This window comes from Actinomadura sp. WAC 06369 (genome assembly GCF_003947565.1).
Classification (GTDB): domain Bacteria; phylum Actinomycetota; class Actinomycetes; order Streptosporangiales; family Streptosporangiaceae; genus Spirillospora; species Spirillospora rifamycini.
Genome location: NZ_QHJN01000024.1, coordinates 16139 through 34732, shown reverse-complemented (window position 1 = coordinate 34732; position 18594 = coordinate 16139). Strand labels below are relative to the sequence as shown.

At 74.0% G+C, this 18594-nt stretch carries 14 protein-coding genes; 9 read left to right on the top strand and 5 right to left on the bottom strand.

The window, feature by feature from the left end; translation table 11 throughout:
• Positions 1 to 76 precede the first annotated feature (76 nt).
• The 3 genes from DMH08_RS09320 to DMH08_RS09310 all read left to right on the top strand — a co-directional run bounded on the left by DMH08_RS09320 (position 77) and on the right by DMH08_RS09310 (position 3375).
• Complete coding sequence (locus DMH08_RS09320) at positions 77 to 1810, top strand: pyruvate dehydrogenase (protein WP_026402682.1); 1734 nt, start codon at positions 77 to 79, stop codon at positions 1808 to 1810.
• 62 nt (positions 1811 to 1872) lie between these two features.
• On the top strand, positions 1873 to 2223 hold the full coding sequence (locus DMH08_RS09315; RefSeq protein ID WP_125613029.1) for a tetratricopeptide repeat protein: 351 nt from the start codon (positions 1873 to 1875) through the stop codon (positions 2221 to 2223).
• A gap of 9 nt (positions 2224 to 2232) precedes the next feature.
• Positions 2233 to 3375 carry a phosphorylase family protein gene (locus DMH08_RS09310; RefSeq protein WP_125613027.1) on the top strand — a complete coding sequence of 381 codons (1143 nt, stop codon included), beginning with the start codon at positions 2233 to 2235 and terminating at the stop codon, positions 3373 to 3375.
• Here DMH08_RS09310 and DMH08_RS09305 read toward each other — a convergent pair.
• On the bottom strand, positions 3363 to 3908 hold the full coding sequence (locus DMH08_RS09305; protein WP_026402680.1) for a dihydrofolate reductase family protein: 546 nt from the start codon (positions 3906 to 3908) through the stop codon (positions 3363 to 3365). The genes DMH08_RS09310 and DMH08_RS09305 overlap by 13 nt on opposite strands.
• 96 nt (positions 3909 to 4004) lie before the next feature.
• On the bottom strand, positions 4005 to 4586 hold the full coding sequence (locus DMH08_RS09300) for a TetR/AcrR family transcriptional regulator (RefSeq protein ID WP_125613025.1): 582 nt from the start codon (positions 4584 to 4586) through the stop codon (positions 4005 to 4007).
• Between the two features lie 148 nt (positions 4587 to 4734).
• Here DMH08_RS09300 and DMH08_RS09295 point away from each other — a divergent pair, with 148 nt between their 5' ends.
• The 3 genes from DMH08_RS09295 (at position 4735) to DMH08_RS09285 (ending at position 9247) form a co-directional block, all read left to right on the top strand.
• Positions 4735 to 6294 (top strand): MDR family MFS transporter, encoded by a 1560-nt coding sequence (locus DMH08_RS09295; RefSeq protein ID WP_125613082.1) that lies wholly within the window; start codon positions 4735 to 4737, stop codon positions 6292 to 6294.
• A 113-nt stretch (positions 6295 to 6407) separates the two neighbouring features.
• A complete protein-coding gene (locus DMH08_RS09290; RefSeq protein WP_125613023.1) occupies positions 6408 to 7997 on the top strand; it encodes an AMP-binding protein in 1590 nt (529 codons plus the stop codon).
• Between the two features lie 158 nt (positions 7998 to 8155).
• Positions 8156 to 9247, top strand: coding sequence for a hypothetical protein (locus tag DMH08_RS09285; RefSeq protein WP_125613021.1), 1092 nt, complete (start codon positions 8156 to 8158; stop codon positions 9245 to 9247).
• Here the strand turns inward: DMH08_RS09285 and DMH08_RS09280 are convergent.
• Together DMH08_RS09280 and DMH08_RS09275 are read right to left on the bottom strand one after the other, a co-directional pair.
• Entirely contained in the window at positions 9239 to 9844 is a 606-nt protein-coding gene (locus DMH08_RS09280; RefSeq protein WP_158642280.1) for a DUF4232 domain-containing protein, read from the bottom strand. The two genes, DMH08_RS09285 and DMH08_RS09280, sit on opposite strands and share 9 nt — an antisense overlap.
• A gap of 96 nt (positions 9845 to 9940) precedes the next feature.
• Positions 9941 to 11131, bottom strand: coding sequence for a serine hydrolase domain-containing protein (locus DMH08_RS09275; RefSeq protein WP_125613017.1), 1191 nt, complete (start codon positions 11129 to 11131; stop codon positions 9941 to 9943).
• Positions 11132 to 11286: 155 nt separating this feature from the next.
• Between DMH08_RS09275 and DMH08_RS09270 the strand changes: the two genes are divergently transcribed.
• Positions 11287 to 12291, top strand: a complete 1005-nt coding sequence (locus DMH08_RS09270) for a cupin-like domain-containing protein (RefSeq protein ID WP_199747703.1) — start codon at positions 11287 to 11289, stop codon at positions 12289 to 12291.
• A gap of 80 nt (positions 12292 to 12371) precedes the next feature.
• Complete coding sequence (locus DMH08_RS09265; protein WP_158642279.1) at positions 12372 to 15941, top strand: WD40 repeat domain-containing serine/threonine protein kinase; 3570 nt, start codon at positions 12372 to 12374, stop codon at positions 15939 to 15941.
• Positions 15942 to 15989: 48 nt separating this feature from the next.
• Here DMH08_RS09265 and DMH08_RS39890 read toward each other — a convergent pair whose 3' ends face one another.
• A complete protein-coding gene (locus DMH08_RS39890) occupies positions 15990 to 16451 on the bottom strand; it encodes a hypothetical protein (RefSeq protein ID WP_051300870.1) in 462 nt (153 codons plus the stop codon).
• Positions 16452 to 16781: 330 nt separating this feature from the next.
• Between DMH08_RS39890 and DMH08_RS09255 the strand changes: the two genes are divergently transcribed.
• Positions 16782 to 18536 (top strand): GMC oxidoreductase, encoded by a 1755-nt coding sequence (locus DMH08_RS09255; protein WP_125613011.1) that lies wholly within the window; start codon positions 16782 to 16784, stop codon positions 18534 to 18536.
• The last annotated feature ends 58 nt before the right edge of the window (positions 18537 to 18594 follow it).

The window sequence follows — 18594 nt, the reverse complement described above, 5'->3', positions numbered from 1 at the left end:
CAGGGGCGGATCACCGGGCATCTCCGTGACCACACCATCACGGAATCAACCATCACGGAACAGGCCAGGGGGTGCGATGGCGACCGTCGCGGATCAGTTCATCGAGGTGCTGCACCGGGCGGGCGTCCGCCGGATCTACGGCGTCGTCGGCGACAGCCTCAACCCCGTCGTGGACGCCGTCCGCCGCACCGGCGGCCTCGACTGGGTGCACGTCCGCAACGAGGAGGCCGGGGCGTTCGCGGCCGCCGCCGAGGCGCAGACCACCGGACGGCTCGCGGTGTGCGCGGGGAGCTGCGGGCCCGGCAACACCCACCTCGTCCAGGGCCTGTACGACGCGCACCGCTCGGGCGCGCCCGTCCTCGCGCTCGCGTCGCAGATCCCGAGCACCCAGATCGGCACCGGCTACTTCCAGGAGACGCACCCCGAGCGGCTGTTCACCGACTGCAGCCACTACTGCGAGGCGATCAACGGTCCCGCGCAGATGCCCCGCATCCTGCGGACGGCGATCCAGCACGCGGTCGGCCTCGGCGGCGTCTCCGTCCTCACCCTCTCCGGGGACGTCGCCAGCCGCGACACCGCGAACCCCACGGGCGACCACGACGTCCTCGTCCGCCGCGGCACCGTCCGTCCTCCCGCCGACCAGGTAGACCAGCTGGCGCGCGCGCTGAACCACGCACGCAAGGTCATGCTGTTCTGCGGCGCGGGCACCCGGGACGCGCGCACCGAAGTGATGGCCCTGGCCCACAAGACCCTCTCCCCGGTGGGGCACGCCCTGCGCGGCAAGGAATGGATCCAGTTCGACAACCCCTACGACGTCGGGATGAGCGGGCTCCTCGGCTACGGCGCCTGCTACGACGCCATGCAGGAGGCCGACCTCGTCCTCCTGCTCGGCACCGACTTCCCCTACGACGACTTCCTGCCCCTGCGGAACACGATCCAGGTGGACCACGAGCCGTCCCGCCTGGGCCGCCGCACACCGCTCGACCTCGCCGTCCACGGCGACGTGGGGGAGACCCTCCGGCTCGTGCTCGACCGCGTCGAACAGAAACACGACCGGACGTACCTGGAGGCGATGCTGCGCCAGCATGCGCGCGCGCTCGAGAACGTCGTGTCCGCCTACACGCGCGACATCGAGAAGCACACGCCGATCCACCCCGAGTACGTCGCGAGCGTCCTCGACGACCTCGCCGCCGACGACGCGATCTTCACCGTCGACACCGGCATGTGCAACGTGTGGGCCGCCCGCTACATCACCCCGAACGGGCGCCGCCGCGTCATGGGCTCGTTCGTCCACGGGTCCATGGCCAACGCGCTCCCGCACGCCATCGGCGCCCAGTACGGCGCGCCCGGACGCCAGGTGGTCGCGATGGCCGGCGACGGGGGCCTCGGCATGCTGCTGGGCGAACTCCTCACCGTCCGGCTGCACCGCATCCCCGTGAAGATCATCGTGTTCAACAACGCGTCGCTCGGCATGGTGCGGCTGGAGATGATGGTCGACGGCCTCCCCTCCTACGAGACCGACCACGAACCCGTCGACTTCGCCGCGATCGCCGCGGCGGCCGGGATCGACGCGTCCCGCGTCGAGCGCCCCGCCGACGTCCGTCCGGCCCTGGAACGCGCCCTCGCCGCCCCCGGACCCTTCCTCCTCGACGTCGTCACCGACCCGAACGCCCTCTCCATCCCGCCGCGCATCACCCCGCAGCAGATCAAGGGGTTCGCGCTCTCCGCGGGCAAGACCGTCCTCACCGGCGGCGTCGGCAGGATGGTCGACCTCGCCCGCAGCAACCTCCGCAACATCCCCCGCCCCTGACCGCGCCCGGGAATGAACGCCGCCCCCGCCGGGTTGGGGCGGGCGAGGAGAGGGGGCACGGGATGTACGAAAAGTTCCAGCGGGCGCGGATGTTCTTCGACGCCAAGGATTTCGTCACCGCCGCGCGGCTGCTCGCGCCCATCGTCGACGCCGACCCGCGGAACCGGTCCGCCGTCGAGCTGCTGGCGCGCGCTTACTTCCACAGCGCGCAGCTCGGGCACGCGGAGCGGACGCTCCGCCGGCTGCTCGACCTGGACCCGAGCGACGGGTGGGCCCACGAGGCCCTCGCCCGGACCCTCGAACGGCAGAGCCGGGCCGCCGAGGCGCGCGTCCACCACAACCTCGCCGCCGCGATGGGCGTCGCCCCGGCGGCCCCCGTCGGCGTCTCCCTCACCGCCGCCGACCTGGCCTAGGCTGCCCCCGTGGCAACCGAACCCTCCGTCGAGGACCTGCTCGACGCCCTGGACGCCGTCGCCGCGGACGGCTGGTACCCCGCGGTCGACGTCCGGCGGCCGTGGTCGACGGCCAACCCGCAGATCACCGGCGAGTTCGCCCGGCCGGACGCGATCCGCCCCTACCTGCGCCGCGAACTCGCGGCGCTCATGAAGGCCGGGGCGGACGTGTCCGTCCGGGCGTCCCGCCCCGCCCTCCGGTTCGACGACCCCGCCTTCTTCGACGCCCTCGACGAGGACCGCGTCGACCTGCGCACCAAGAAGCTGTTCCTGTTCGGCCCCGAGCGGATGGCGCTGTCCCTCGACCGCCTCGCCCACTACACCGGGACGCCCGCCGAGCGGTTCCAGCGGCACATCCTGTTCACCAACTACGCGATGCACGTCGAGTCGTTCCGCGAACGCTTCCCCGACGCCGAGGGGCCGTCCCGTCCGGGCGTCCAGATGCCCGCCTGGCACCACGCCGCCCCCGACGGCACCGGCGTCAGCCTCGTCAACATCGGCGTCGGCCCGTCCAACGCGAAGACCATCACCGACCACCTGGCCGTCCTGCGCCCCGACACCATGGTCATGATCGGCCACTGCGGCGGGCTGCGGAACCACCAGGCCCTCGGCGACTTCGTGCTCGCCACCGCCTACCAGCGCGCCGACCACGTCCTCGACGAGGTCCTCCCCCTCGACATCCCCGTCATCCCGAACCACCGGCTCAACACCGTCCTGCTCGACAGCCTCGACGCCGCCTCCGCCCGCTACCGCCTCGGCGTCGTCCACACCACCGACAACCGGAACTGGGAGTTCAACCAGCGCCGCACCCTCGCGATGATGAAGAGCGCCCGCTGCATCGCCGTCGACATGGAGTCCGCGACGATCGCCGCCAACGGGTTCCGCTACCGCATCCCCAACGCGACGCTGCTGTGCGTCTCCGACAAGCCCCTGCACGCCGAGTTCAAGCTCACCGCCGGCGCGCGCGCCTTCTACGAGGCCAGCAAGCGCCACCACCTCGACATCGCGCTCACCGCCCTCGACCGCGTCCGCCGCGACTACCCCGACGGCCTCCCCAACCAGGAGCTCCGCGCCGCCGACGAACCCCTCCTCGGCGCCGATCAGACCCGGTAGCGCAGCAGCACCACCCCCGACCGGAACGACCGGCACTCCACCAGCCGCAGCCGGGGCGTCGCCTCCTCGAACAGCCGCGCGCCCCGGCCCAGCACCACCGGGTGGACGAACAGGCGGTACTCGTCCACGAGCCCCTCGGCGATGAGCGCGTGCACGAGCGTGATGCTGCCCGTCGTCACGATGTCCTTGCCCGGACGGTCCTTCAGCGCGCGCACCTCCGCCCCGAGATCGCCGCTCAGCACCGTGCTGTTCGCCCACCCCGGGTCGCCGATCGTCCGCGACACCACGAACTTCTTCACCCGGTCGAGGTACTCCCCGACGCCGCCGGGCTCGCCCGCCCGCTCCGGCCAGTAGCCCCGCATGTCCTCGAACGTCCTGCGCCCGAACACCACCGCGTCCGCCCCGGCGCCGTGCGCCCGCACCGCCTCCGCGAGCTCCGCGTCCGCCGCGTCGTCCGCGACGTCGAACCACCCGCCGGCCGCGTCGATCACCCCGTCGAGCGTCACGTTCTCCGTGACGACCAAGTCCCGCATCCCGCCCCCCACATCGTCCGCCGACCGGTCACGGGTTCAGACTTCCCCGACGGCCAGGACTCATTGCGCGGAAGCCCACGCCCGTGGACGGCGGGGTCAGGTGAAGGTGCGGGCCATTTCGTCCAGGTGTTCGTCTATTACGGCGGCCAGGGGGCGTGGGGGGTGGGCGTCGGTCCAGGTCAGGGACGCGATGCGGAGGGTCGTCATGAAGGCGCCGGCGAGGATGCGGGCGCGGGGGCTGCCCGGGGGGAGGGCGTCGCGTTCGGCGATGAGGGACGACAGGGTGCGTTCGAAGTCGGCCCAGCGGGCGAGTTGGCGGGCGAGGACGGACGGGTGCGCGCGCGCCAGTCGGGCCTGTGCGGCCCACGCCGGGTCGGGTTCGCCGACCTCTTCCATGAGGGCGTGCAGGGAGCCGCGCAGTGCGGGCCAGGAGCGTTCGGCCTGGGGACGGGACTCGAAGATGCGCAGGAGCGACTGCATGCGCTCGCCGTCGCCGTAGAGGAGGGCGTCCTCCTTGGCGGCGAAGTAGTTGGAGAAGGTGCGGCGGGAGACGTTCGCGGCGTCGGCGATGGCCTCGACCGTGACGTTGTCGAGGCCGTGCTCGACGGTGAGGCGTATCGCGGCGCGGTGCAGGGCGCGCCGGGTGGCCTCCTTCTTGCGCTCGCGCAGGCTCTCCATGCCTCCAGGACCCTAGCGGTAGACGACCTTGCCCTCTGAGAAACTTTGCGCAGTGGGAATATATTCCGGCGCGGCGGCCTTGGAATCCCCGTTCCCACTACCTTTCCGGAGGCGTTCCTTGAGTGTGCGTGCCCCCTCGCCGCCGCCGATGACGCGGCGGCAGATCCTGGAGGCGCTCAGCGGTCTGCTGCTGGTGCTGTTCGTCGCGATGCTCAGCTCCACGGTCGTGTCCACGGCGCTGCCGCAGATCATCGGCGCCCTGAAGGGCACCCAGTCGCAGTACACGTGGGTGGTCACGGCGACGCTGCTGGTGTCGACGGCCAGCACCCCGATCTGGGGGAAGCTCGCCGACCTCTACAGCAAGAAGCTGCTGCTCCAGATCGCGATCGTGATCTTCATCGTGGCGTCGCTGGCGTCCGGGTTCGCGCAGAACACCGAGCAGCTCATCGCGGCGCGGGCGGTGCAGGGCCTCGGCATGGGCGCCCTGCAGATCCTCGTGCAGATCATCATGGCCGCGATGATCAGCCCGCGGGACCGGGGCCGGTACTACGGCTACCTCGGCGCGGTGATGGCGGTCGCGACGGTCGGCGGCCCGCTGCTCGGCGGCCTGATCGTCGACACGTCGTGGCTGGGCTGGCGCTGGTGCTTCTTCATCGGCGTGCCGTTCTCGGCGGTCGCGCTGCTGATGCTGCAGAAGACGCTGAAGCTGCCGGTGCTCCGGCGGGACGACGTCAAGATCGACTACTGGGGCGCGATGCTCATCGCCGGCGGCGTGAGCGTCCTGCTGATCTGGGTGACGTTCGTCGGCAACGACTTCGCGTGGCTGTCCTGGCAGACCGCGGCGATGGTGGCCGGCGGGCTGGTGCTGCTGGCCGCGGCGGTGGCGGTCGAGGCGCGGGTGCGCGAGCCGATCGTGCCGCTGAAGATCGTGGCGCAGCGCAACACCGCGCTGGCGATCATCGCGAGCCTGGCGGTGGGCATGGCCATGTTCGGCGGGGCCGTCTTCCTGGGGCAGTACTTCCAGATCGGCCGCGGGTTCAGCCCGACGAAGGCCGGGCTGCTGACGTTCCCGATGATGCTGGGCGTCCTCGGGTCGTCCACGGTCGCGGGGCGGCTGGCGACCAAGACCGGGACGGTCAAGCGGTACATCGTCATCGGATCGGTGGTGCTGACGGCCGGGTTCGCGATGCTGTCGGTCATCGACCACGAGACGTCGCTGGTCTACCTGGGCGTCGGGATGTTCCTCATCGGCGTGGGCGTCGGCATGACGATGCAGAACCTGGTGCTGGTCGTGCAGAACTCGGTGCGGCTGAACGAGATCGGCGCGGCGAGCGGGACGGTGACGTTCTTCCGGTCGCTCGGCGGGACGATCGGGGTCTCGGTGCTCGGGGCCGTGCTGGCGAGCAAGGTCGCGGATCACATCGCCGAGGGGCTCGCGAAGCTGGGCGTCCCGGCGTCGCAGCGCGGCGGCGCGGGCGGCGACCTGGACGTGGCCGCGCTGCCGGAGCCGATCCGCGAGGTGGTGCGGGCCGCGTACGGGGACGCGACCGGGCACATCTTCCTGATCTCCGCGGCCATCGCGGTCGTCGGGATCGCCGCGGCGGCGGCGCTGCAGCCGGTGCGGCTGCGCGACAGCCTCGACCTGCCCGAGCCGGACGCGCCGGAGGACGCGGAGGCCGGCGTCCCGGCGAAGCTCGGCGGGGCCTGAACTTGTCAGTCGACTGACAACGGCGGTTTCGAAAGGCTGGGCTGAAGGAGAAGAAACCCCCAACTCCCCATCCGTACGGTCGGAAATCCGGAACGACCAGGGTGGGGAGAGCGATGAGCGGATCGGAGATCGGGCGCCGCACGGCGTCGGTCGCGCGGACGGGCGGGATGTTCGCCCGGAGCGGGCTGTGGCGCCCGGGTCCGCCGCTGCGGGTCGCGCGCCAGCTCGGCGCCCTGCGCAAGTGGGGCACCGTGCTGGGCGGGACGGTCGCGTCGGCCGCGGCCCGCGACCCGGACCGGGTCGCGGTCATCGACCACCTGGGCGAGCTGACCTACGGGGAGCTCGACGCGCGCACCGACCGGCTGGCCGCGCAGGTGCGGGGGAAGGTGGTCGCGGTGCTGTGCCGCAACCACCGGGGGATGATCGAGGCGCTGGCCGCGTGCGGCAAGGCGGGCGCCGACCTGGTGCTGATGAACACGGGGATGAGCGTCGAGCAGCTCGTCCTGGTCGTGGAGGAGCAGCAGGTCGGCGTGGTGATCGCCGACGAGGAGTTCGGCGGGTTCCTGGAGGCGCTGCCGGACGGCGTCCGCACCCTCACCGACGCGGAGCTGGAGGCGCTCGTCGCGGACGACGCCGGGTCGACGGTCGAGCCGCCCGCCAAGACGGGACGGACGATCGTCCTCAGCTCGGGCACCACCGGGCGCCCGAAGGGGGCCGACCGCAAGTCGCGGCCGGGGCTGTCGCCGCTGACGTCGATCCTGTCGCGCATCCCGTACCGGGTGCACGAGCGGATGCTCATCGAGGCGCCGCTGTTCCACACCTGGGGCTACGCGATGCTGCAGGTCGCGATCTCGCTGCGCGCGACGATCGTCCTGCGGCCCCGGTTCGACCCGGCGGAGACGCTGCGGACGATCGCGGAGACGGAGGCGACCGCGCTGGTGGCGGTGCCGGTGATGCTCCAGCGGGTCCTGGACGTCCCGGACCGGCCGGCGGTGCCGTCGCTGCGGATCGCGGCGGTGAGCGGGTCGGCGCTGCCCGCGACGCTGGCGACGGCGTTCATGGACGAGTTCGGCGACGTCCTGTACAACCTGTACGGGTCGACGGAGGCGTCGTGGGTGACGATCGCGACGCCCGCGGACCTGCGGGCCGCCCCGGACACCGCGGGCACCCCGCCGCCCGGCACCCGCGTCGCGATCCTGGACGAGTCGGGCGAGCGGGTCCCGGCGGGGACGGTCGGGCGGATCTTCGCGGCGAACGAGCTGCTGTTCGCGGGGTACACGAGCGGCGCCGCGAAGGAGATGCGCGACGGGATGATCGGGCTCGGGGACGTCGGCCGGATCGACGAGCACGGGCGGCTGTTCGTGCACGGGCGCGACGACGACATGATCGTCTCCGGTGGGGAGAACGTCTTCCCGGGGGCGATCGAGGAGGTCATCGAGGGCCTGCCGGACGTGCGGGAGGTCGCGGTCACCGGGGTGCCGGACGAGGAGTTCGGGCAGCGCGCGGCGGCGTTCGTCGTCCTGCGGGACGGCGCGTCGCCCGACGCCGACGCCGTGCGGGCGCACGTCCGCGACCACCTCGCCCGGTTCGCCGTCCCGCGGGACGTGCACTTCGTGGCCGAGCTGCCGCGGAACGCGACGGGGAAGGTCGTCCGGCGGCGGCTGTCCGCGGAATCCGAAGGCGATTCGCGAACTGTCACCTAGACGCACAAAAGCGCGGGGATCTCCGTGTCCGGCGGCGCATCGCCGCCGGGTCGCGCCATGTCACCATCCGATGAAGAACGGTTGTCCCGCCGGTTAACCGGGAGGTCGGACGCCCCCGGCGTCCGGGCCCACGGGAGCCGCGCCTTCGGAGGTGCGCCATGCACGCGGTCGTCCTCGCCTGCGCCGCGCAGGCGGTCTACATCGTCGCCTTCGTCATGTTCAAGACGGCCGTCGGACGGATCGCCCCGATCGGCGGCCGGCATCCGCTGCGCGCCGGGGCGGAGCTGCTGCGCCCCCGCTGGCTCGCGGCGGTCGCGCTGCTGATCGGCGGGTTCGCGATCTCCGCGGCGGCGCTGGTGACGCTGCCGGTGGTCGCCGCGCTGCCCGCCTACGGCCTCAGCCTGGTGCTGCTGCTGGTCGTCGGGATGAGCGGGTTCGGGGAGCGGCCGACGTCGCGCGAGTGGCTCGCCGCGGGCGTCACCGTCGCGGCGATGGCGACGGCCGCGCTGTCGCTGCTGGCCGGGGACGGCGGGTCGCTCGCCGGCGCGCTGCACCGGACCGGCGGCGCGGACCCGGCGGGCGCGCTGCCGCTGTGGAAGGCCGGGCTGGTGTTCGTGCCGTCGCTGGCGGTGCCGATCTGGATGTTCAGCGTCCGCGACCGTCCCGTCGCGGGCCGGCACGCGCGCCCCCTCACCGGCATCGCGTACGGGGTCGGCGCGGGCGTCCTGCTCGGCGCGACGGAGGCGTTCGGGCTCGGGACGGCGATGCTGCTGGCGGACGGCGCCGGGTTCGGCGTCCTCGCGACCCCGCACCCGTACCTGTTCCTGCTGGCGGGCGTGCTCGGCCTCGGGCTCGTGTCGATCGGGCTCCAGCGGTGCCGCCTCACGATCATCGTCACGGTCGTCACGGTGACGGCGAAGACCCACCTGCTGCTGTCGGCGACGCTGCTGTTCGGCGAGCCGTGGCCGCGCGAGGCGGCGCCGTTCGGGCTGCGGGTCGCGGGCGTGCTGCTGGCCGTGCTGGCGCTGCTCGCCTTCCCGCGCCACGAGCGCCGCCGGGCCGCCGCCGCGGCGGGTACCGCGGCGGGGCCGCCGCGGGCCGTCCGCCCGGGGCCGCCCGTCCCGCAGAGCCCGCCGCCCGCCGGGTGGCCCCTGCGGCCCGCGCCGCCCGTGCCGCCGGGCGTCCGTCCGGTGGGGGTGCGGCCGGACGGGCAGTGGACGGTCCCGCCCGCCCGGCGGGCGTCACGGTAGCGACCAGGCGGTCACTTCGAGGTGGCCGGTCGTGCCGAGGTCGAGCCCGCCCGGCACCCGCAGGGCCGCCGGGCGGAGCCCGCGGCCCGGCCCGACCTCGAGGAACACGCCGTCGACGGTCGTCCCGTGGGTCACCGTGTTCCGCCACACCACGACCGCCGACGCGGACCCGCCGGGCCGCACGGTGATCGCCTTCGGGCCTGGGTCGGGCACGGTCGCCGTGCCCTCGACGACCCGCACCTCGAACGGCTCGCGGGCCCCGTCGAGGACGCGCAGCGCCGGGTAGCCGTCCAGCCGGAAGGGTGCGTCGCCGCAGTTCACGAGCGTCACCCGCATCCCGCGCAGCCCCATCGCCGCGTCCGGTTCGAGGGCCTCCAGGCGGGTGCCGTCCGGGGAGCACGCCGTCCGCGCGCTCCGCGGGCCCCGCGGCGTGGGGACGGGCGGGACGGGCGGCGTCCGCGAGCCCGGCGGCGGCGACGAGCCCCGCTCGGGGACCGGCGCGGCGCCGGCGGCCGACGGGGTGTGGACCTCGGAGCCGCAGCCGGCGGCGAGCGGACCGAGTACGGCGAGCGCGGCGCCGAGCACCGCCGCCCGCACGAAAAATCGGGAGGAATGGGGCACGATGTCGATCCTCCCAGACCGACGCCCCGGACGACCGCCGCACGCGGGCGGTCGTCCGGGGCCGGACGGGCGTCAGGAGCAGAACGCGGCGTCGGCGGCCTTCGCGAGGTCGGCGCGGAACTCCCTGTCCTCCTCCAGCGCCGACTCGTTGTAGGTGATCACGGCCTGGCGCTTGCCGTCGGCGCTGGTGTAGGTCCAGGTGCGGTAGCCGGGGAAGCCGCCGTCGTGCCCCCACGCGTACCCGCAGGAGAACGCGATCCGCGCGACGCCGAGGCCGTAGTCCTCGACGATCCCGCCGTCGTTGACGGGCCGGACGGTCGTCAGCTCCCGCATCTGCCGCCGCGGCAGCAGCCGCCCGGTGAACAGGGCCCGGTGGAAGCGCGCGACGTCGTCCACCGTGGAGACGATGCCGCCGGACGCGCGGGCGCTCGACGGGCTCACCAGCGTGCTGACGTCGCCGAAGTCGTAGTAGTAGCCGTGGACGTACGGGCCGGGGAACGCGGTGCTCGTCTCCGGGTAGGACGTGCGGCGCAGCCCCAGCGGCCGGAAGATGCGCTTCGTGTACTCGTGCCCCACGGAGTTCCCCGTCGCCCGCTCGATGATCATCCCGGCGAGGACGTAGTTGGTGTTCGCGTAGTTCCAGTCGGTGCCGGGCGTGTAGTGCGGCGGGGTCTCCATCGCGATCCCGACGAGCTCCTCGGGCGTCCAGGAGCGTCCGGGCTCGGCGAAGATCCGCGGATCGGACGTGTAGTCGTGCAGGCCGCTGGTCTGCGCGAGGAGCTGCCGCACGGTGATCTTCGAGCCGTCGTTGCCGTTGCCCCGGACCAGGCCCGGCAGCCACTTCTCCACCGTGTCGTCGAGCGACAGCCGCCGCTCGGCGGCGAGCTGGAGCACGACCGTCGAGGTGAACGACTTGGTGACGCTCGCGATGCGGAACAGCAGCCGGTGGTCCATGGGGCGCCCGGTGGCCTTGTCGGCGACGCCGGCGGTGGCGTGGTGCACCCGTCCGCCGCGCCGGGTCATGATGATCGCGCCGGGCGCCCCGTCCGCGACGAGCCGGTCCGCCCACGCCTCGACCGACCGCTCGTGCTTCCCGGGACGGCCGTGCCCCCCGTGCCCGCCGTGGCGGTCGTGGGGCCCGGCCTGGGCGGCGGGGACGGCCACGGCGGTGATGGCGGTCGCGGCGGCGGCCGTCGCGAGGACGGCGCGGACGGCGGCGCGGCGCGCGGCGGGACGGCGGGTTCGGGCGCGGATGCGCGGCATGCGGACCTCCAGGGTGCGGTGCGGTTCGGCAAGATCGACTCTTCCGGCCCGCACCCCCGCCCGCACTGGGCCCAACCCCCGGCCGGGGGGTGTACCTGGCGACACCCCCGGGCCGAGAATCGCCTCCGGACGCCCCCGTCGCGAAGGAGAAGACCGTGGCCCCTCCCATCGAGCAGTGGCGCCGCTGGATCGCCGAGAACGTGCTGCTCGGCAGCGCGCCGGAGGCGATCCGCGCGGTGCTGGTGCAGAACGGCTTCGACGCGGCGGAAGCCGGCCGCGAGGTGGACGCGGCGCTGGAGAGCCCGTACGTGCAGGGCGGCTCGCGCGTCGCGAACCGGCTCCGCAAGCGCGAATGGGCGCTCACCGTCTACGGGCGCCTCGCCCGGATGCGGGCGGGCAGCGGCGTGGTCGAACGGCGCGAGCGTCCGTCCCGGGACGAGTTCTTCGAGGAGTACTACGCGCAGAACCGGCCCGTCGTCATCACCGGAATGCTCGATGCGTGGCCGGCGCTCGGGAAATGGAGCCTCGACTACTTCCGGGACCGCTGCGGCGACCGCGAGGTCGAAGTGCAGTTCGGCCGGGAATCCGACGCGAACTACGAGATCAACGGGCCCGCGCACAAGCGCGTCATGCCGTTCCGCGAGTACCTCGACCTGGTCGAGAAGGCGGGCCGGACGAACGACTTCTACATGACCGCCAACAACGGCTCCCGCAACCGGGACGCGCTGGACGTCCTGTGGTCCGACATCGACCCGATCGACGAGTACCTCGACGGCGACGCGCGCGGCAAGAGCTTCCTCTGGCTCGGCCCCGCCGGCACGAAGACGCCGTACCACCACGACCTGACGAACAACTTCATGGCGCAGGTCATCGGGCGCAAGCACGTCAAGCTGGTGCCGATGCACGACACCGCGTACATCTACAACACCGTCCATTGCTATTCCGAGGTGGACGGGAGCGACGTGGACGACGCGCGGTTCCCCAAGATGCGGGACGCCCAGGTGCACGAGTGCACGCTCGCGCCGGGCGAACTGCTGTTCATCCCGATCGGCTGGTGGCATTACGTCGAGGGCCTCGACACCACCGCGACGATGAGTTTCACGAACTTCCGCCGCGACAACGACTTCGCCGAGAACTACACCACCTACCAGCATCTTTGATGAATCCCCGCGCGGAAGGTCAACTTTCCCGGACCGATCGACGTCATAAAACGGACAGTCGGGCGAGGGCGGGAGCACACGTGGCCGGACGGCGCGCGACGCCGCGGGGAGCGCCGCTCCTCGCCGAGGACCCGCGGCGGATCGGGGACTACTGGCTGGCGGGCCGGCTCGGCGCTGGCGGCCAGGGCGTCGTGTACGAGGCGTACGACGAGTCCGGCGGGCGGGTCGCGCTCAAGGCGTTCCACGAGCGGGTCTCCGGGAGCCCGGAACTGCGCGCGCAGGCGGGCCGGGAGGTCGCCGCGGCCCGCCGCGCCGCGTCGTTCTGCACGGCCCGCATCGTCGCCGCGGACCTGGACGGCCCGCGCCCGTACATCGTCAGCGAGTTCATCGAGGGCCCCAGCCTGCGCGAGGTCGTCCGGGAGAGCGGCACGTACGGCGGGGACGAGCTGCTGTGGCTGGCGACCGGCGTCGCCACGGCGCTGACCGCCATCCACCAGTCCGGCGTCGTCCACCGCGACCTCAAACCGGGCAACGTGCTGATCGGCCCGGAGGGGCCCCGGCTCATCGACTTCGGGATCGCGCGCACGGACGACATGACGCTCACCGCGGCCGAGGGCGTCATCGGCACCCCCGGCTACACCGCCCCCGAGGTCCTGCGCGGCGAGCGCGCCACCCCCGCCGCCGACGTGTTCGCCTGGGGCGTCGCCGTCGTCTTCGCCGCGACCGGCCGGTCCCCGTTCGGCGCGCCGGACTTCCCCGCCTCGCTGCGGCGGATCCTCGCGGACGACCTCGACCTGGACGGCCTCGGCGAGCCGCTCCGCGCGCTCGTCCGGCGGGCGCTGTCGGTCGCACCGGACGACCGGCCGACCGCCCCGGAACTGCTGCTCGCCCTGACCGGCGGCGCCGACGCGGCGGCGATGCTGGGCGAGGGCAGCCGGATCGCCGCGGCCGTCCGGCCGCCGGAGTCGCACGCGCCGGACCCGTCCCTGCACGACCGCGCCGAACGCGCGTGCCTCGACGTCGCCGAGGACGACCGTCCGCTCGTCCCGCTGCTGCTGCTCGGCCTCGTCGGCGCCGACGGCGAGCCGCGCCCGGTCCCGCGCGCGGAGCTGCGCGCGGCGGGACCGCCCGGCTCCGCCGCCGCGCTCGACCGGATCCTCGGGGTCTTCACCGCGGCCGGGCTGATCGCGATCGACGGGGAGGAGTGCTCCCTCGCGACGCCCGCCCTCCCGCACACCTGGCCCCGCCTGCGCGGCTGGATCGCCGACGACCGCGAGGGACTGCGCGTCCGCGACGAGCTGGCCCGCGGAGCGCGCCTCTGGGACGAGCACGGCCGCAAGCCCGGCGACCTGCTGCAGGGCACCGCGCTCGCCTCGACCGCGCGGTTCGCCACCACGCAGCGGACCCGGGTCGGGCTCGGCGGGCGGGCGCAGGACTTCCTCGCCGCGAGCCGGGCGCGGGAGCGGCGGCGGGCGCACGCGCGCCGCGCCGCCGCCGCCGCGACGGCCGTGTTCCTCGTGCTGTCGCTGATCGCCGTCGGCGTCATCGAGAACCAGCGCCGCGCCATCGAACGCCAGCGCAACGCGGCGTGGGCGCGGTCCGTCGCGGCGCGCGCGGACGCCGTCCGCACGGACGACCCGCGCGCCGCGATGCTGCTGAGCGCGGCGGCCTGGCGCCTCGCGGAGATCAACGACGCGCGCGGGCCGGTTCTGGCGGCCCGGTTCCAGCAGGACGTGGCGGTGCGGGAGCTTCCCGCTCCGGGCGTCCGCACCAGGGCCCTGCTCCTCGGCGCCGACGGTCAGAGGATCCTGCACCATGACTACAGCGACGCCGGCTTCGCCGAGTTCCTGGACGTCCCGTCGCTGCGGAAGCACCGCATCGACCTCACCGGGGCGCCCGACGGGCACGGTCTGGTGGCCGCGAGCCCGGACGGCGGCCTCGCCGTCATCTGGACCGGTGCGAGCACGACGCTCTGGGACCTGGAGAAAGGACGCGCGGCGGGCGAGCCCGTCCCCGCGCTGATCCACCGGTTGCCCACCCGCGGGATCGGCGTGAGCAAGGCCCTGGAGGGCCCCGACCCGGTGCGCCTGTGGGACCTGCGGGCCGGGGAGCCGGTGCCCGGCCCGCCGGGCGGGCTGCAAGCCGGGGTCAGCGCCGACGGCCGCCGCGCGGCGATCGTCACCGACGCGACGCACGTCGAGGTCTGGGACCTGCCGGAACGCCGCCGGCTGAGCACCATCGAGATCTTCGAACCGCTCCTGGAAGGCGAGCCGGGGGAGGAGTTCGTGGCGCCCGCGTTCACCAGGGACGGCCGGACGGTCGCCCTCGCCTACGGTCAGGGCGAGGTGGGCCTCTGGGACGCCGCCACGGGCCGGGAGCACATGCACATGACGGACGGGCGCATCACCGGGACGCTCGGCGGCGTCGTCTCGCTCGCGTTCAACGCCGATGGCCGGTTCCTCCTCGGCAACAGCCCCGAGGACGGCGTGCGCATGTGGCGGACGGACGGGATGGTGGAGACGTTCGCCCGCGACGCGAAGGCGGGGCAGGCCGCGTTCGGGCCGGGCGACCGCACGCTCGTCGTCGTGGACGGTGACGCGCAGGGCTCCTGGCTGCGGGTGTTCGACGTGTCCCGGCACACCCGGCCGGAGGCGGTGCTGACGTACCCCGCGGCCTCGGAGGACGACCACCGAGGCGCGTTCAGCCCGGACGGGCGCCTGTTCGCCCGGCGCGACAGGTCGTCCGTCCGCACCTGGAACCTCGACACCGGCGAGCCGGTCGGCCCGCCCGTCCCGAACAAGGTCACGGGGGCCGAGCCGGACCTGCTCGTCCGGTTCACCCCGGACGGGCGCACCGTGGTCGACAGCCACCTGCCGAGCGGCCTGCGGTTCCTGGATCCGGAGACGGGGCGGGCGACCCGGACGCTGGGGCCCGCCTACACCGGCGAGGGGCCGTCGCCGAGCAGCAGCGTGTCGTTCGGCCGCGACGGCGAGCGCGTCGCCTACACGGTCGACGGCGGGCGGACCACCCTGATCCGGGAGCTGCCCAGCGGGCGCCTGCTGCTCCGATCCCCCGCCGAAGGCGACTGGGGGATGGCGCTCATGCGGCCCGACGGCGAGGCGATCATCGTCCAGACGTCCGAGGACGTCCACCTCGTGACCGTGCCGGGCGGGAAGCGCCGCGACCTCTTCGAGAGCCCCTGGGGCGGCGTCTCCGCGCAGAGCCCGGACGGCCGCCTGCTCGCCTACCACGGTCCCGCGGCGGTACGGCTGTTCGACATGGAGAGCGGGCGGATGCTGGAGCCCGGCTTCCCCCTGGACGACCAGGGCATCGTGCTGATGTCCTTCACCCCGGACGGCCGGTTCCTCGTCACGGGCGACTCCAAGGGGCGCGTGCGCCTGTGGGACGTAGAGACCCGCCGTCCGCTGACCGGCTTGATCCCGCTCCACAACGGCCCGCTGCTCGACCTGGCGTTCCGCGACGGCGGCGCGCGCCTGCTCACCGCCGGGACGGACGGCACGGTGCGGGAGACCTCGCTCGACCCGGCGGACGCCGTGCGGGAGATCTGCGACCGGGCCGGCGGCGACCTCACCGAGGCCGAGTGGCGCCGCTACGTCCCCGACGTCCCCTACCGGACGGTCTGCGGCTGAGCCCCGCGCGCGGTCGGCGTCGCCCGCGGGGCGCGTCGGGCGCGGACGTCAGCCGCGCGGGGCGGCGGACGCCATGACCTGCATGCAGACGGCCATCGCGCGCTGCATGTCGCCGGACGGCGTCGCGGGCGGCTGCCACTGGCGGATGTCGGCGGGGATGTCGACGCCCTTGTCGCGCATGCACTTGGTGAAGGCGTTCACGGCGGCCGGTGGCGGTCCGGTGGGGGCGCCGTTCGCGGTCCCGCCGCCGCCGGAGCCGCCCGCGCCGCCCGCGCCCCCGGAGCCGTTCGCGCCGCCGGAACCGGCGCCGCCGCCCTGGCCCGCGCCCGTCCCGCCCTGGCCGCCGCCCGCGCCGCCGTCGCCGCCGGGCTGCCCGGCCCCCGGCCCGGACGGCGCCCCGGCCGCGGGGGTCTGCGCGGACGACCCGCCGCCGGAGTCGTCCTCCCCGCCGCACCCCGTGAGGGCGAGCGCGGGGACCAGCAGCAGGGCCGCGAGATGACGTCGGTTCACGGGTGGTTCCTCTCGGCAGGGTGGGACCCGATCGGTGGCCGATCCGGCTGGACACTGCGTGCAATCCGGTCATTATGCGCCGCCCGGCGGGGGGCGGCTTTGTCACGTCGCGCAGGATCGCCGCCCCCGCCTTGTCATGCGCGTGACAACGGGCGGACGTCCGCGGTGAGGCCCCCGGGCGGCGTTCGTCCAGCGTGTCCGGCCGGTCGCGGAGGGGTTGTCAACGCGGTGACAAGTGCCCCGCCGAATCGCGTGTCCGGCTTCGTGGTGCGGGCGGGCGCGCGGGTCGATAGTCGGGACTCCGTTGCGTGTGGGGACGAGGTGGTGCGGATGGCCCGCAAGGCGTTCGACTTCGACGTCATCGTCGTCGGCTCGGGGTTCGGCGGCAGCGTCGCGGCGCTGCGGCTCGCCGAGAAGGGGTACCGCGTCGCGGTGCTCGAGGCGGGCCGCCGGTTCGACGAGGACTCGCTGCCGAAGACGTCCTGGCGGCTGCCGAGGTACCTGTGGATGCCGCGGCTCGGCCTGCGCGGCATCCAGCGGATGCACCGCGTCGGGGGGAAGGCGGGCGTGCTCGTCCTCGCGGGCGCGGGCGTCGGCGGCGGCTCGCTCGTCTACGCCAACACGCTGTACGAGCCGCCGAGCCCCTTCTTCACCGACAAGGCGTGGGGCCGCATCACCGACTGGCGGGACGAGCTGGCGCCGCACTACGACCAGGCCCGGCGGATGCTCGGCGTCGTGACGAACCCGCTGGTCACGCCCGCGGACGAGGCGGTCCAGCGGGTCGCGGACCGGATGGGCGCCGGCGACACCTACCACCCGGTCCCGGTCGGGGTGTTCTTCGGGGACGAGGGCACGACGGCACAGGACGGGACGGCACCGGACGGGGCGCCGCAGGACGGGGCGCCGCGGGGCGGGGTGACGCACGACGACCCGTACTTCGGCGGCGCGGGCCCCCGGCGGACGACGTGCACCGCGTGCGGCTCGTGCATGATCGGCTGCCGTGTCGGCGCGAAGAACATGCTGACGAAGAACTACCTGTACCTCGCGGAGAAGGCGGGCGTCCGGGTCGTCCCGGACACCATGGTGACCGCGCTGGACCCCGTCGCGTCCGGCGGCTACCGGGTGACGATCCGGCGCACCGGGTTCCTGCGGCGCCACCGGCGGACGATCACCGCCGAGCAGGTCGTCCTCGCCGCCGGGACCCACGGCACGCAGACGCTGCTGCACCGGATGCGCGGCGCGGGCCGCCTGCCGCACCTGTCCGCGCGGCTCGGCGAGCTGACCCGCACGAACTCCGAGGCGCTGCTCGGCGTCGAGCGCCTGACCGGCCGGCACCGCCCGGGGGACGTCGACCACGGCACCGGCCTCGCGATCACCTCGTCGTTCCATCCCGACGACGCCACCCACATCGAGCCGACCCGCTACGGCACCGGCAACAACCTGATGGGGCTGATCCGGACGCTGCTCGTCGACGGCGGCGGGCGGGCGCCGCGCTGGCTGAAGTTCGCGGGGCTGGCCCTGCGGCACCCGACGCTCATCCTGCGGGGGCTCTCGCTGAAGGACTGGGCGAACCGCACGGTCATCGCCCTCGTGATGCAGACCGCCGACAACTCCATCACCGTCACCGAGCGGCGCGGCCGCCTCGTCGCGCGGCAGGGCGAGGGCGCGCCGAACCCCACGTGGATCCCCATCGCACACAAGGCCGTCCGGATGCTCGCCGAGGAGCTCGACGCGACCCCGGGCGGGACGTGGTTCGACCTGTTCGACATCCCGACGACGGCGCACTTCATCGGCGGCTGCACCATCGGCGAGACCCCCGAGACCGGCGTCATCGACCCCTACCACCGGGTCCACGGCCACCCCGGCCTGCACATCGTCGACGGTTCCGCCGTCACCGCGAACCTGGGCGTCAACCCGTCCCTCACCATCACCGCGATGGCCGAGCGGGCGATGTCGTTCTGGCCGAACCGCGGCGAGGACGACCCGCGTCCCGCGCCCGGCGGGCCGTACCGGCGCGTCGACCGCGTCGCGCCGCGCGCGCCGTCCGTCCCGGCCGGGGCGCCCGCCGCTCTCCGCCTGCCCTGAACGGGGGGAGTCGTCCATATTGACCTACAGACTCTTGGTCACGTTTTGTAATCAAGCG

Bases quoted from the DNA above. Each gene is read 5' to 3' on its own strand.
- DMH08_RS09255 (WP_125613011.1), top strand. From the start codon at position 16,782: ATGGCCCGCAAGGCGTTCGACTTCGACGTCATCGTCGTCGGCTCGGGG.
- DMH08_RS09300 (WP_125613025.1), bottom strand. From the start codon at position 4,586: ATGGAGAGCCTGCGCGAGCGCAAGAAGGAGGCCACCCGGCGCGCCCTG.
- DMH08_RS09295 (WP_125613082.1), top strand. From the start codon at position 4,735: ATGACGCGGCGGCAGATCCTGGAGGCGCTCAGCGGTCTGCTGCTGGTG.
- DMH08_RS09320 (WP_026402682.1), top strand. From the start codon at position 77: ATGGCGACCGTCGCGGATCAGTTCATCGAGGTGCTGCACCGGGCGGGC.
- DMH08_RS09305 (WP_026402680.1), bottom strand. From the start codon at position 3,908: ATGCGGGACTTGGTCGTCACGGAGAACGTGACGCTCGACGGGGTGATC.
- DMH08_RS09275 (WP_125613017.1), bottom strand. From the start codon at position 11,131: ATGCCGCGCATCCGCGCCCGAACCCGCCGTCCCGCCGCGCGCCGCGCC.
- DMH08_RS09285 (WP_125613021.1), top strand. From the start codon at position 8,156: ATGCACGCGGTCGTCCTCGCCTGCGCCGCGCAGGCGGTCTACATCGTC.
- DMH08_RS09290 (WP_125613023.1), top strand. From the start codon at position 6,408: ATGAGCGGATCGGAGATCGGGCGCCGCACGGCGTCGGTCGCGCGGACG.
- DMH08_RS09315 (WP_125613029.1), top strand. From the start codon at position 1,873: ATGTACGAAAAGTTCCAGCGGGCGCGGATGTTCTTCGACGCCAAGGAT.